Below are 14,354 nucleotides of genomic sequence, written 5' to 3'. Positions count from 1 at the left end.
TACGTCATCTCGAGCATTAGCGAGAGATCTCCTGAGAATGCATGCCAGCATGCTTTCGCATGTAAGATGTAGCCTGGGTGAAGGCGCAGCCGCAACCCGGGATAGAAACTGATTAGAGCCTTGATCCCGGATTACGCTGCACCCCATTCATGCTACAATTTTTCCTTAAATTGACTGGGTTACAAACAACAAAAAGATGATGCTTAAAATATCAGGATTGGCTGAAAATTGATTTTTTATCATGTAGCTAAAATATAGCTTGCTGTCTTACTTTTTAACTTTGCATGGGAATGTATCTTAAAAAAATCCCGGTATTAAATACCGGGATAATGGGAAGATTTTGTCAGGCTTTTTGTAATGAGTCCATTACCGCGCCTAAAAAGCGAGTGGCTTCGCCACCGGTCACTGCTCTATGATCAAAACTTAGTGATAAGGGCAGCATCTTATGGACTTCAACTTTACCTTCTGGAGTTGCTATCGGGGCTTGATAGAGCCTGCCTACTGCTAAAATAGAAACCATTGGTGGAACTATGATAGGGCTTGCAAATCGACCCGCAAATTTCCCGAAGTTCGACAGGGTAATGGTTGCTCCTTTTAATTTGTCTGCGGTAACTGCCCGATTGCTTACTGATTGTTTTAACTCATTAATAAGCTGGCGCAGTTCGCTATCTGAGTGCTGGGCTGCATTATGGATTACTGGTACAAACAGGCCCTCATCATTATCCATTGCCAATCCAAGATGAACCTCATCAAAACATTGACGAGCACTGTGTTTGGTATCGAACCATGCATTTAAAGCCGGTTCAAGCTTTGTAGCATGAACAATTGCTTTAATTAAGCGAACCGTAATATCAGTTCCAGGTTTCCAGCTATTAATATCTGCTTCATCAAAAATACTGACAGGAACTACTTCTGCATGAGAATGAACCATGCTATTTAGCATTGCACGTCTAACTCCACGCAAAGGCTCATAACCAACAGGGGGTTGTGCGCTCTTATCTGCATAAGCTTGAACATCTTGACGAGTGATAACGCCATGTTCACCAGAGCCTTTAAGTGCGTGCAAATCAACGCCCAATTTTTTAGCTAACATTTTTACTGCGGGCGTTGCTTTAATACGTTGCCTGTCTGTGTGTTGTACGCCAAAAGTAAAATTATCCTCTGTGATCTCGGTACTTTCTTCAAGATTGCCAACAACGGTGCCTTTATCAGCTGGTTTTCCGCTAGTGGCTACGAAAGCAACTAATGGCTCACCAGTTTTAATTACATCACCTGGCTTACCAAATAACTTGGCTATAGTTCCACCTTGAGGGCAAGGAACGTCTACTACTGCTTTTGCAGTTTCCATAGACACAAGAGGCTGATCTGTCTTAACAGTATCGCCTTCTTTTACAAACCATTCATGAATTTCAGCATCAGGTAATCCTTCACCTAAGTCAGGTAAATTAAAAATATTCATCATCACTCCATTATGCTCATAACACTGTTTTTAATACGGGAAACACTAGGTATGTATTGTTTTTCTAGCTGAAAATAGGGCATTACCGTATCGTAACCAGTAACACGTTGAACTGGCGCCATTAAGTCAGTCATCGAGTTTTCCATAATGAGAGCCGAGATTTCAGCGCCAACACCACAAGTCTTTGCTCCTTCATGGATAATGACACAGCGTCCTGTTTTTTCAACAGAGGCTAGAATCGTTTCAATATCTAAAGGTTTAATTGTGGCTACATCAATTATTTCACAAGAGATACCTTCATCACCTAGCTGTTTAGCTGCCTGCAATGTTTCATGCATGCTGGCACCCCAACTAATAAGGGTTACATCATCTCCTTGTTGCAGGGTAAAGCATTTGCCTAAAGGTAAAGCTTGTCCATCATCCGCTACAGGTTGTTTTACAAGACGATAAATTCGCTTAGGTTCAAGGAAAATGACCGGATCAGGATTCCGCATTGCTGCCAAGAGCAGGCCATAAGCTCTCTTGGGCGAAGAGGGGATGACTACTTGTAATCCTGGAATATGAGCAAACAAGGCTTCGGTGCTCTCGGAGTGATGTTCTGGTGCTCTGATGCCACCGCCAAAGGGTGCACGAAAAACCAGAGGACAGTGAAGTCTTCCTCGAGTTCTATTACGCATTCGCGCTGCGTGACATATAATTTGGTTCATTGCGGGGTAAATAAATCCCATAAACTGGAATTCGGCAACCGGTTTTAACCCTTGAAGTGACATACCAATTGCTAATCCAGCAATCATTGATTCTGCTAAAGGCGTATCGAAGACTCTTTTTTCACCAAAGCGCTCTTGTAATCCAACAGTAGCTCGAAAGACGCCTCCATTTTTGCCCACGTCTTCACCAAAGACCACAACATTTTCATCTTGGTTTAACTCATAAGCCAAGGCCTGAGTTACTGCTTCAATCAAAGTAATATCAGGCATGTTCCTCTTCCTCCATGGCTATTGCACGTTGTTCCACCAGATACTCTGGTAATTCAGCATAGTGATAATCAAAAATACTACTGACCGGTTGTGGTTTTCTACTCAAATATTCTTCAACTGCCTGTTCTACTTTTTGAGCGCAGTCTATAACCAGTTGCTCTTCTTCTTGAGCGGTCCAAATTTTATTTTCAGTGAGAAAATATTTGAATCGGGCTATGGGTTCTTTAGGGCGCGCCATTTCAACTTCTTCTGAGGGTTGGTAGCGAGTTGCGTCATCTGCTGTAGTATGATCACATAGACGGTAGGTTATTGCTTCAATTAAAGTCGGTCCTTCTCCACGACGGGCTTTATCAATAGCATCACCTATAGCTTGCCTTGAAGCTAAAATATCATTGCCATCAACTTGCATGCCTTTAAATCCCGCAGCTATGGCTTTTTGAGCAATGGTTTGTGTTCCTGTTTGTTTGTCTCGGGGTACGGAAATAGCCCATTGGTTGTTATTAACAACGAAGACTACAGGCAAGTTCCAGGTACCAGCCACATTCATAGCCTCATAAAAATCACCCTCGGAGGTTCCTCCTTCCCCAATACAGACTACGGCAACACGTGCTTCATTTCTGTACTGAAAGGCAAAGGCGACCCCTGTTGCGTGCAAACACTGAGAAGCAATGGGAACGCAAATGGGTAAATCCTGAGAGTCACAGGCAAATTGACTGCCCCGTTCGTCACCACCCCAGTAAGCCAGGATTTCAGACATTTTAACACCACGCTGTAATTGGGCAGCATAATCGCGATAATAAGGGACAAAGACATCTTCCGGGCGCATCGCATGGCCTATTGCCGTGGAAATGGCTTCCTGACCATTGATCGGCGCATAGGTTCCCATTTTACCCGTTCTTTGCAAAGCAATCGCCTTTTTATCAAAGGTACGGGTAAGTACCATTACTTTGTACAGTTCCTTTAATGCTGAATGATTTTTGGCAATAGCTGGCAATGTGCCAACCAATTTACCTTCCTCATTCAAAAATTGTGAGAATGCAACATCAAACTGAGCAACTGTTGTCATTACCTGGCTCCTTGTCAACAACACGTTGGCATAGGATACTCACAAATTAATTTAAAAACCAGTCTAGACAGGCTGAAATTATAGAGTCATCTCAGTAGTTTTAGGAGCGTCTGTCGTTTGGTTTTGGTGTTTTAACTGTTCCAACTGTTGATGAATGAAACTGGTGACAAATTTCACTATATCGGCCTCCAAGTGAGAGGCATGTTTACTTTTAGTTATAGTGAGCTTTGTTTTCAATTTTGAAAACTCTGCCTCTAAATTCATCTCCCATTCGCGAGTTACATAGACATCCGTATCACTGCTAGTCATTGTATGTGATATCCACTTTGCTTCCTCTGAACGAGAAAACCCTTTAGTACAACCGCATATTTCAGTTACTAATTGTTGCACAATATTTTCTACATGGGCATTTATTTCAGACTCTTTAAACTCTGACTGAATGTCTTCGTGCAAGGCCTTTTTAAACCAATCATGAACCAGAGATTTAAGTGAATATATTTTTTCAGGAGCAGAAATTAAATCAGAAGGAATTTTATGTGCAGAATTCAGTTTTTTCACTGCGACAGCCATAGTGCTGCGTTCCATGTCCACTTGCAATGCTTTCAGCTTGGTAGTGAGTAAACTAAAATCTAAGTTTCCATTATGAAGCAGTGCATCAAAAGTAAGTTGACTATTGTCATGTTGCATGAGGCCAGTACAAATAATTAATTGCTCCAGATCATTTAATAGAAGAGCAAGTTTTTCTTTATGTTTTTGAATATGATCTTTAAAAACAGGCAACCATATTTTTAATTTGCGTAACTCATCTGCTTCCTCAGCACTAGTTGGTATTTTAACGGGCGGCACAGTATCTTCTATAAAAAATAAAAAAGCAGCCAGCATACGTCGTGCATAAATAACCCTGATTTTGTAATTATCCTCAATCGGTATAGGTTCTTTATCTTCAGCTTGTGCTTTTTCAAAGGCAGTATCTATAGAGTTGTACTTTGTATTTTCCATAATAGCAATAATTGCTTGTCTGAAATAATCGACGGCCTTAGAAGGAACTTCTTCCGGTCTAACAGCAGATAGGGATGAAGCGAAGATGTCTTCATACAAGTGCCTTACTAATTTAATTTGTATCTGACGCAGATAATAGAAATCTATATTTTTTATTACCTGGATTGCAAGGTTAGCTGAGGTCTGTGAATGAATTTTTAAAGCGGTAAGCTTGGCCAGATTTGCATCATTATTGTTCCTTAAAATGACTTCATAACACAATGTGCTACCTTCAGACCCTGAAAGCAAAGAGTCAAAAGATAATAGCTTTGCAGAAAAATTAGAATTGGGGGCAGGAGTAAAAAATGCAGGAGAAAGCAATACTCCTCGCAATGTTGGCTTTGAAGGCTCTACATAAGCGCATATTTCCTTTTCCAAAAGCGAACAATCAACAAGAATGGCCACACCATCTGAAATTTTTATTCCGTTTATTTTCTTCAGAGATTCATTAACGACTTCAGGATCAACTTTAGTACTATTACCTACTACTTGATAAATGCATTTCGCTATATTTTCTGTCGGTGAATACTCCCATAACAAAGGGTGAGACTGTTCTTGATGATCTTGATAGGTGAACGTTTGAAAATAAATAAGCATGATGTGTACAACTATAGGTTTTAAGAGGGCGATATCGTATAATTAATCTACACTATAGTAAACAAAAATTAACCAACTATGAGTCATTAAGTGGTTTTATTGAATAATAAAGAGTCGGTATTACTGGCTTACCATCCTTTTTTACAAGAGTCATACCAAAAGTTATCGCATTTGCCAGGTTTTGTACTCCTTGAAAGCAGAGACTGCATGCGCGGACGCTATGATATTTTAAGTGCTTATCCTCATGAGCGAATCGTTATCACTGAAAATACTCCCAATAAATCTTCAGTATTCGAACATTTGAAAAAAAAATTATCTTTGCAACCGTCTGAAAATGATCTGCCATTTCAAGGCGGAGCCATTGGCTATATTTCTTATGATTTAGGAGCTCGATTACTAGGTATAAATTCAAGTGCGCAGCTAACTCTTCAGGATATGCCATTATTAGATCTTGGCTTATATGACTGGGCAATTATTGTGGATCACTATTTAAAAAAAGTAGTCCTGTTTGCTGCTAATAACCATTTATCTACTTCTGATATTACGCGAGAGGTCATTGAGCTTTGGCATGCACCGCCCACTGGCAACAATCGATTTGCAGTTAAGACTGGTTTTATACCGCTTATATCAAAAGATGCTTATCGCGAGTCATTCCTGGCCATACATCAATCATTAAAAGAGGGGAGAAGTTATCAGGTTAATTTGACGCAACCTTTTCATGCTGAGTATGAAGGGGATGCTTGGGAAATGTATAAGAAAATATGCTCTAAAAACCCAGTGCCTTTTTCCGCATTTTTGAAAACCAAAGAGGCGGATATTCTTAGTTTTTCTCCCGAACGATTTTTATTATATGACCAGGGTGAATTATTAACATCTCCTATAAAGGGAACTATTGGTCGCTCAAACAATCCGGTTGAAGATGAACAATTAAAAAATCAACTGACTTTATGCGACAAAAATCGTGCAGAAAACGTGATGATAGTTGATTTGTTAAGGAATGACTTAGGTAAAATTTCGGTTCCCGGAACGGTCCAGGTTTCTAATCTGTGCGGCATCCAAAGTTATAATTCCCTACATCATCTGGTGAGTGATATTAAGGCACAATGTCTTGATGCACTTCATCCATTTGACGCATTTATTTCTTGTTTTCCAGGTGGATCTATTACAGGAGCGCCCAAATTAGAATCAATGAAAATCATTAACGAACAAGAGCGTTATGGTAGAGGTATCTATTGTGGAAGTATTGGCTATTTTTCTCAACATGGCCGTTTTGATACTAATATTGCGATACGCACTGTCACAGCAAAAGATAATATTTTACATTTAGCCGCTGGAGGGGGAATAGTTATTGACTCTAATTGCGAAGATGAATATCGTGAATGCTATACTAAAATAGCAGCGATTATTAATGGACTTAAATAAACTATTGGATGGTGAGCCACTTCAATCCGCCGTAATGGTACTGCATGAGTTAGCTACAGACTCTTTAATTCTGACGAAACGCAGTAATGAATTACGCCATCATCCTGGCGAAATTTGTTTTCCCGGAGGCAAGCAAGAGACGGGAGATGAAAGTTTATACGCTACAGCACTAAGAGAACTCTATGAGGAGCTAGGTATAACAGCTGCTCGAATTATGCCAATTAGAAAATTACAAATTGAACGAACTTTGTTAGGAACAACTATTCATCCGTGGTTGGCTAGCATTGACTCAATTAGACCTTATCATCAGAATCCTCAGGAAGTGGCCACATTAATTTTTATACCGATGTCTTTAGTTATCAATCCGCAAAACTATAGAGAAATAGTTGTGGAAAGAGACGGCTTACGATTTAAAAGTTGTGAGTTTATTCCCAATGATGAACTGGTCTGGGGCGCTACGGCACGAATAATGAAGCAATTAACTGTTTAAATTTTACAAACCTATGATTATGTACCATGCTTGTATGAGACAAAATTTCTTTTTTCCAGGATCGGATTTATGAAATTATTGGCAATTTTTATCTATATAATCTGTTCCTCTATATCTTATTCCCAAACCTTGGTCATTGGCTCTTCAAAATATAATCCTCCTTTTGAATCATGGGTTAATAAAGAAAATCTACATTATGCATATGGATATGATATAGATTTTATGCGTGAAATTTGTCGAAGATTAGATTATGCATGTGAATTTAAAGCCTATGGCTTTGATGAGCTATTTACGGTTTTAAAAGAGCATAAAGTTGATTTAGTGATTTCCTCTATTATTGTAACTGACTCCAGAAAAATGCACTTTGCTTTTAGTCTTCCTTATTTAGAAAGTAATGCCCAATACATAGCTAGTGCAAATTCACCTATTGCGAAAATGATGGATATTCATGACAAAAAAGTAGGCGCAAGACTGGGAACGCCTTATGGCCAGTTAGCTAAAATTGTTACGAGGGATAATACCATTGTTTTTTATGACTCTATTGAGGATATGTTTCTTGCCTTAAAGGAAAATAAGGTAGATGTGTGTATTATGGATTATGAGACAGCAAAAAACTGGGCTGCTCTCAATGCAGGAATATATAAATTAGTCGGGAAAAAGCTACCCATAGGAGAGGGGTATGCAATCATGCTTAATTTAGGCCAACAAAATTTGAAAGAAAAAATTAACCGCACCATTCTGGAAATGGAAGAGGATGGGACGTTTCTGAGGATTTATTCCCAATATTTTTAATAAGAAGCGTAAGATGGACTAATTAATGAGTAGGTTGGTTCTGAGCTCCGCGAAGTCTAACAGCTGGGCATATAGAGATAATACCATGATTCTAATTTCATTGTTGGGCTTCGCGGAGCTCAGCCCAACCTACTTTTTATCTTAACGGAGTTATGCAGTAGCTACCGTATTTTCATTGGGCTCATTTTTGGTTGTTGCTTCTGTTTCTTTCAGGGAGCGCCTCAGGATTTTACCGACATTAGTTTTAGGCAACTCATCAAAAAATTCTACAATCTTGGGAACCTTATAAGCAGTTAAATGTTCTCTGCAATGAGCAATAACTTGCTCCACGGTGAGCTCAGGATCTTTTTTGACAATACAGGCTTTAACACGTTCACCAGACTCTTCATCCATAACACCAACAACACCGACTTCTAAAACACCGGGATGCATTCCTATGACTTGCTCTACTTCATTGGGATAAACATTAAATCCTGATACAACAATCATGTCTTTTTTTCTGTCAACTAAATAAATAAAGCCTTCCTCATCCATTCTGGCAATATCTCCAGTCTTTAAAAAACCATCCTTAGTAAATACTAATGCAGTTTCATCGGGACGATTCCAATATCCGGCCATGACTTGCGGACCCTTAATACATAATTCACCACTAGTACCAATGGGCATTTCATTCCCATTATCATCACGGATAGACGCGTCAGTTGATGAAAGGGGTAAACCAATACTGCCATTATATCCTTCAAGATACATGGGATTTATAGTAGCAGCTGGACTTGTTTCCGTTAGTCCATAGGCCTCTAATACGCGTGTTTTAGTCATTTCAGTCCATCGTAGTGAAACGCTTTTTTGCAGAGCCATACCGCCAGAAAGAGCTAGTTTTAATTTACTGAAGTCAATGTCCTTAAATTTAGGGTGATTTAACAACGCATTATATAAGGTATTTACCCCCGTAATTGCAGTAAATCCACTATTTTTAATTTCATCAATAAAATGCCCCATATCACGTGGATTAGTTATCAGTATGTTTTTTGCTCCAATCTTTAAAAAGGTGAGGCAGTTCGCAGTAAGTGAAAAAATATGATAAAGAGGAAGTGCTGTTACAATAATATCCTGGTCGCTTATGCCAAGCGGTGATATCCACGTATAAGCCTGTAACACGTTTGCTATTAAATTGCCGTGGGTTAACATGGCTCCTTTTGCTACCCCGGTTGTACCCCCAGTATATTGCAAAAAGGCAATGTCATTGTGATTTAGTTCTACGTGATGCAAGGGCGATTGCTTTCCTTCCAGCAGAGCATACCTAAAGGTGACTGCATGCGGGATAGTATAAGAAGGTACGAGTTTTTTTATGTATTTAACTACAAAGTTAACCGCTATTCGTTTTAGCGTGGGAAATAAGTCACCAATTTCAGTAATAATTACGTGCTTTATGGTTCTCAGAGAGGGTAATGCTTTTTCTAAGGTTTTGGCAAAATTGGCAAGGACAATAATCACTTCAGCACCAGAGTCGTTCATTTGATGCACGACTTCATCACTGGTATACAATGGATTGGTATTAACAACAGTATATCCGGCACGTAAGATAGCAAATAACGCAACTGGGTATTGCAACAGATTAGGCATCATGATCGCTACCCGGGCGCCTTTTTCCAAACCTAGCTGTTGCAAGTAGGCAGCAAAATCCCTGCTTAAATGATTTAATTCAGCATAGGTAATCTCAGTTCCCAAATTTGAGTAAGCAACTCTTTTTGCATAATGGCTACATGACTCTTGAAATAAGGAGACCAAGGATAAGTATTGGTTGGGGTCGATTTCATGTGGCACGTTATTTTGATATTGTTCAAACCATCGCTTATCCACTTTGTAATCCTTCTGTTATTGTTTCCCACATGCTAGTATAAACAAAAATATCAGTTATGGATATCATCCAAATGAGTGAAAATATAACAAAAACTCAAGCATTTAAGTTAAAAGGCCGACTTTATACTTTTACTGTTTTACAAATATTAAATACTGATAAAGATATTTTTTCTCAGCAATTTGCGGAAACAGTAGTTAAAGCACCTAAATTATTTGAAAGAACGCCAGTGGTTTTTGATTTATCATTTGTAAACCACCTGGAGTTTGATCTGCAGGGCTTATGTCAAATTGCTCGTGAGCATGGGATGATACCTGTTGCGGTTCAAGGAGGAAATACCTTACAGAATACTTTGGCTCAATGTCAGGGGTTAGCTGTATTAAATGCCTCCACATCGCAAGATAAACCCATAATTGAGCAAGGAATAGAAAATAGTTCAATTACTGAAGCAGCAAAAACAAAATTGCTAACGACACCTGTTCGTTCTGGCCAACAGGTAGTGGCAAAAGGATCGGATCTAATAGTAACTGCTTCGGTGAGTCACGGTGCTGAGTTATTGGCTGATGGGAATATTCATGTCTATGGCGCTTTAAGAGGGCGGGCGCTCGCCGGAATATCAGGTGATGTGGAAGCGCGAATTTATTGCCATTCCCTTGAAGCAGAATTGGTATCCATTGCCGGGTTTTATCGCTTAAGCGATGCCATTGAACCGGTAAATGGCCCATGCCAGATTTACTTATCAAATGAGCATATTGTTATTGAGTCTTTATGATTGATGTGGTTTTTATTTCAGATCTGCATTTGCATCCTGAAGATAAGGATATTAAATCTCGTTTTGATGCTTTCATTATTTGGGCCAAGAGCTCAGTAAAAAATATTTATATCCTTGGTGATTTTTTTCATGCCTGGGCTGGTGATGACTCTATAGATGAATGGAGTATGGGGATTGCAAAACAACTTCATTCTTTAACGGCTGCAGGTATCTCTTTATTTTATATGCACGGCAATCGTGATTTTTTGTTAGGCGATGTTTTTGCACATCATGCCGGATGGAAGATTTTAGCCGAACCAGCATTCATTACTTTGGGAAAAGAAAAAGTCATGTTGGCGCATGGCGATCGTTATTGTACTAAAGATAAGGGGCATCAACGATTCAGATTGTTAACCAGAAACAAATTATTTTCTCTTTTGTTTTTGAGTTTACCATTAAAATATCGTGAACGTTTGGTTGGGAAAGTTCGAGTAATTAGCCAAAGCAATCACACTAAAACTGTTGAAGAGATGGATGTAGTAGAAGAGGCAATTATCAAACACCTCTCCCAATACAAAATAACCACGTTAATTCATGGACATACGCATAAGCCGGGCCTAATCCTTTATAGCAATTATTCTCCTGAATTTAGGCGATACGTACTAAGCGATTGGGATGACAATCCACAACTATTGTGTTATGATAATACAAAGGGGATTTATTTCGCCCAGCACAGATTTGAGGAGTTGAGTAATGGCTAAAGATACTGAAATGCAGGAAGAGCTGAAACGGATTCGTGAACAAGAAGAAGCTAATAAAACTGCGGCGTATAGAACGAAAGTAATGAATGATAGACTGGCCAATCGTGCAGCCGAGATGGACGAAGCGAGGGCAAAGCAATTTCGTCCAGGCAAAAAAGGCGAGAAAGTTCCTATTTGGGATGATGCCATGCATCAAGCAGAACAAGCCATTAATAAAGAGACCACGACTGTAAATGATTGGCGAAATGCAATGCTGAGCCTGATACAAATGTTTTCGACTTTAGTTAAAGCAATGGATGCCTCATTAAGTGTTAGTGTTAGACAGCCACTAAAAGGGGTGCTTGTTGACCAATTTCTTCTTGGTGTGGTTTATGATAAAGGACTTAAAGGAGCTGTAAACGGAGTAAGACACCTGGTTTGTGGTGATAAACCAATCGATTTACCTTCTTTGGCCCATAATGTAACGTTTACAGATGATAATAAACTGAACATTGACAAATTGGTTCGCTCTGATAATGCTGGTGAAATGGGAAAACTTGATCAGTTGTTTGAGAAGGGTGTCTACAAATGGCTTGAGGATGAGGGTTATACTCCGGATCCGGCCGATAAGACGAAACTTCTTGATGCCCATGGAAGACAATTAACTAAAGATGACTTTGATGATATGAAAGACCGATTTACTGAGTTTTTAAGTGAATCATCTGATTTAACTTTTACTGCTCGTCCATAAGACGTGTTTCCATCTTTAACCCATCGCCATTGAGATTTTCAGCGAAGCATCGTCCTGGATTGCTTCGCCTAGGCTCGCAATGACGAGGCAGACCTCATACTCCGTGAACATTCAATGGTGCTAACTTAAGCGGGCCAGGATGTAGCCTGGGTGAAGGCGCAGCCGTAACCCGGGTTCGAAGCCTGATTCTAGTCTTGAGCCTTGATTACGCCTCGTTCCATCCAGGCTACAATTGTCCACTTTACGTGATTTCTTCCTTGTTCAAAATGGCATTTTTATCATTCAGCAGTATGGGATCCGGTATTCCGCTATGAAAACGAAAGACGGTGTCTGTAGCTCCAACAAAACTATTTTCTATAGATAAAAAAAGAGCTAATCGTTGCTTAATGTCACCACCATACAATTTAGCTAGGCTCAAATAATCTTCAAAATGCCTGGCTTCTGATTTAATTAAGGTACTATAGAATTTTGCTAAAGCCTCATCTTCTATGTACGGTATTATGGCATTAAAACGCTCACAGGAACGGGCTTCTATAATGGCACCTATAATTAATTGATCACATAATCGTTCAAGGCCATCTCTTTTGGTTACTTGTTTATGAAGCGTTGTGGCATATTCTGAGGGTTGCAATGGACCATAAGAGATTCCTTTTTGAATCATAATGTTAATTACTTTTTCAAAATGAAGTAACTCTTCTCGTGCTAAGGGCGACATAACCTCTACTAATTCTTTTCGTTCTGGATATTTACTAATAAAATTAATCGCAGTTGCTGCTGCTTTTCGCTCGCAGTGAGCATGATCCAATAATAGTAGTGGGAGATGAGTTGCTGCATAATTTAACCAGGGCTCCGGGGTTTTTATTTGCAGAAAATCATGTAACATCTGTAAATCTACATCTAATCGTTTTACCATCAGAAAAATACACTATACTTTCAAATAAATTGTCTTATATCACAGACTTTGAAAAAATTAAATTGGATGAACAATGGAAGACAAGCAAATAGACGATGAATTAAACCAGTGGTTTTCAACATACGGTGTGATTACAGCTGAGCGTATATTAGGTACGTATCAAATTATTATACCCCAGTCAGAGCTTTTGGTGGCGATCAAAAGCCCTTTTAGTTTCTATCATCAGATATTACAAGTACCTTTAAGAAATGTGCTTAATGGAATTGTGCTTCAACAAGCCAATGATTACCATGTTTATGCCCAGAAACTCTTTATTGACTATTTATTATCTGGTGAAACCTCTAAAGGAGAAGAGGCCCAGGGTGCCCTGACTCGAGAGTCCCTGGAAAATGAACGAACCCAATTAGTCACTTTAGGTGATGAGTTTCATCATAAACAATTAGCACACGATGCATTAATAGCTAGCAGTCAATCTGTCCTAAGAAAAATAGCTAAAGAGTGGGGCGTTGCCCTGGAATCAGGACTGAAGCAAGCCAATAACACCTTAGCGAAGACCAATATTGAGGTCAAAAAAAGTTTAATTAGACGAGGGGTGACACATGCTTTAATTCATTGCGATCTGATTAGTTCTCAATCTTTAGACAATAAATATCTTTTTATAGAAAAAATGAATGAAATAATAAAGGCTGAGCTGACGCAGGAATTGAAAGAGCGACTGCTTAATAATTTTTCAGAACTGCTCAACATTACAATGAGCTTTAACAGTAAAGTCAGTGAGTTTTTTGAACGTGCAGTAGAAATGAGTGAACAAGCCCGCTCTTACCGCACACAGTTTTTTGACACGATTATTCGCATTACTGAGTTATTCAAGCTCTTGCCCGAATATAAGATTGACCCGGTTCAAGATGCAATTAATAGGGAACCATTATATTTTGATAAGACGATTGGCGAAGCCTAGATTTATATTGTTATAGTCATCATCATGAATTTATATTAGCCAGATACCTATTTTTTAATGTATAATGACGCCCTTTATACTAACCCCTCCTTGGAGCACATGATGGCAAAAGAATTAACTCTGTCTATTATTAAACCTGATGCTGTAGCTAAATCTGTTATTGGCCAAATCTACAGTCGTTTTGAAAATGCCGGCTTAACTATAGTTGCCGCAAAAATGGCTCAATTATCAAAAGAGCAGGCAGAAAGTTTTTATGAAATTCACAAAGAGCGTCCTTTTTTCAAAGATTTAGTTACTTTTATGATTTCTGGCCCAGTAATGATTCAGGTATTACAAGGTGAAAATGCCGTTACCAAGAATAGAGACATTATGGGTGCAACTAATCCTAAAGAGGCCGCAGCTGGAACAATACGTGCTGATTTCGCTGATAGTATTGACGCAAATGCGGTACATGGTTCTGATAGTTTAGAAAATGCTGCTCGTGAAATTGCCTTTTTCTTTGAGCCTCATGAAGTTTGCGCTAGATAAGATTGTTTGGAGTG

At 39.1% G+C, this 14,354-nt stretch carries 14 protein-coding genes; 8 read left to right on the top strand and 6 right to left on the bottom strand.

Features of this window, described 5'->3' with window-relative positions:
- Positions 1-343 precede the first annotated feature (343 nt).
- The 4 genes from LOX96_RS13095 to LOX96_RS13080 form a co-directional block, all read right to left on the bottom strand.
- On the bottom strand, positions 344-1,459 hold the full coding sequence (locus LOX96_RS13095) for a dihydrolipoamide acetyltransferase family protein (protein ID WP_250422346.1): 1,116 nt from the start codon (positions 1,457-1,459) through the stop codon (positions 344-346).
- 2 nt (positions 1,460-1,461) lie between these two features.
- Positions 1,462-2,436, bottom strand: a complete 975-nt coding sequence (locus LOX96_RS13090; protein ID WP_250422348.1) for an alpha-ketoacid dehydrogenase subunit beta — start codon at positions 2,434-2,436, stop codon at positions 1,462-1,464.
- Positions 2,429-3,502, bottom strand: coding sequence for a pyruvate dehydrogenase (acetyl-transferring) E1 component subunit alpha (gene pdhA, locus LOX96_RS13085; protein WP_250422350.1), 1,074 nt, complete (start codon positions 3,500-3,502; stop codon positions 2,429-2,431). The genes LOX96_RS13090 and pdhA overlap by 8 nt, the downstream gene beginning before the upstream one ends.
- Before the next feature lie 78 nt (positions 3,503-3,580).
- On the bottom strand, positions 3,581-5,137 hold the full coding sequence (locus LOX96_RS13080; RefSeq protein WP_250422352.1) for a hypothetical protein: 1,557 nt from the start codon (positions 5,135-5,137) through the stop codon (positions 3,581-3,583).
- A gap of 99 nt (positions 5,138-5,236) precedes the next feature.
- Here LOX96_RS13080 and pabB point away from each other — a divergent pair, with 99 nt between their 5' ends.
- From pabB to LOX96_RS13065, 3 genes are all read left to right on the top strand, one after another.
- Positions 5,237-6,559, top strand: coding sequence for an aminodeoxychorismate synthase component I (gene pabB / locus LOX96_RS13075; protein ID WP_250422483.1), 1,323 nt, complete (start codon positions 5,237-5,239; stop codon positions 6,557-6,559).
- Positions 6,546-7,049, top strand: a complete 504-nt coding sequence (locus LOX96_RS13070; protein WP_250422354.1) for an NUDIX hydrolase — start codon at positions 6,546-6,548, stop codon at positions 7,047-7,049. The genes pabB and LOX96_RS13070 overlap by 14 nt, the downstream gene beginning before the upstream one ends.
- Before the next feature lie 69 nt (positions 7,050-7,118).
- A complete protein-coding gene (locus LOX96_RS13065) occupies positions 7,119-7,841 on the top strand; it encodes a transporter substrate-binding domain-containing protein (RefSeq protein WP_250422357.1) in 723 nt (240 codons plus the stop codon).
- 150 nt (positions 7,842-7,991) lie between these two features.
- On the opposite strand, the gene LOX96_RS13060 is transcribed toward LOX96_RS13065, so the two are convergent.
- Positions 7,992-9,701: an AMP-binding protein gene (locus LOX96_RS13060; protein WP_250422359.1), complete on the bottom strand. Its 1,710-nt coding sequence runs from the start codon at positions 9,699-9,701 to the stop codon at positions 7,992-7,994.
- Positions 9,702-9,772: 71 nt separating this feature from the next.
- On the opposite strand from LOX96_RS13060, the gene minC reads away from it, so the two are divergent.
- From minC to LOX96_RS13045, 3 genes are read left to right on the top strand one after another with little or no spacing between them, the layout of a single operon-like run.
- A complete protein-coding gene (gene minC, locus LOX96_RS13055; RefSeq protein WP_250422361.1) occupies positions 9,773-10,471 on the top strand; it encodes a septum site-determining protein MinC in 699 nt (232 codons plus the stop codon).
- Positions 10,468-11,211, top strand: a complete 744-nt coding sequence (locus LOX96_RS13050; RefSeq protein WP_250422363.1) for a UDP-2,3-diacylglucosamine diphosphatase — start codon at positions 10,468-10,470, stop codon at positions 11,209-11,211. The genes minC and LOX96_RS13050 overlap by 4 nt, the downstream gene beginning before the upstream one ends.
- Positions 11,204-11,941, top strand: a complete 738-nt coding sequence (locus tag LOX96_RS13045; protein ID WP_250422365.1) for a hypothetical protein — start codon at positions 11,204-11,206, stop codon at positions 11,939-11,941. The genes LOX96_RS13050 and LOX96_RS13045 overlap by 8 nt, the downstream gene beginning before the upstream one ends.
- 241 nt (positions 11,942-12,182) lie before the next feature.
- On the opposite strand, the gene LOX96_RS13040 is transcribed toward LOX96_RS13045, so the two are convergent.
- Complete coding sequence (locus LOX96_RS13040; protein WP_250422367.1) at positions 12,183-12,854, bottom strand: MiaE family protein; 672 nt, start codon at positions 12,852-12,854, stop codon at positions 12,183-12,185.
- A 73-nt stretch (positions 12,855-12,927) separates the two neighbouring features.
- Here LOX96_RS13040 and LOX96_RS13035 point away from each other — a divergent pair, with 73 nt between their 5' ends.
- Positions 12,928-13,812, top strand: a complete 885-nt coding sequence (locus LOX96_RS13035; protein ID WP_250422368.1) for a hypothetical protein — start codon at positions 12,928-12,930, stop codon at positions 13,810-13,812.
- Positions 13,813-13,914: 102 nt separating this feature from the next.
- Positions 13,915-14,340 (top strand): nucleoside-diphosphate kinase, encoded by a 426-nt coding sequence (ndk, locus tag LOX96_RS13030; protein WP_250422486.1) that lies wholly within the window; start codon positions 13,915-13,917, stop codon positions 14,338-14,340.
- Positions 14,341-14,354: the final 14 nt, after the last annotated feature.

Origin of the sequence: Legionella maioricensis (genome assembly GCF_023618015.1) — a bacterium.
Classification (GTDB): domain Bacteria; phylum Pseudomonadota; class Gammaproteobacteria; order Legionellales; family Legionellaceae; genus Legionella; species Legionella maioricensis.
Note: the sequence above shows the minus strand (reverse complement) of the source record. Positions and strands in the feature narration are given on the sequence as shown.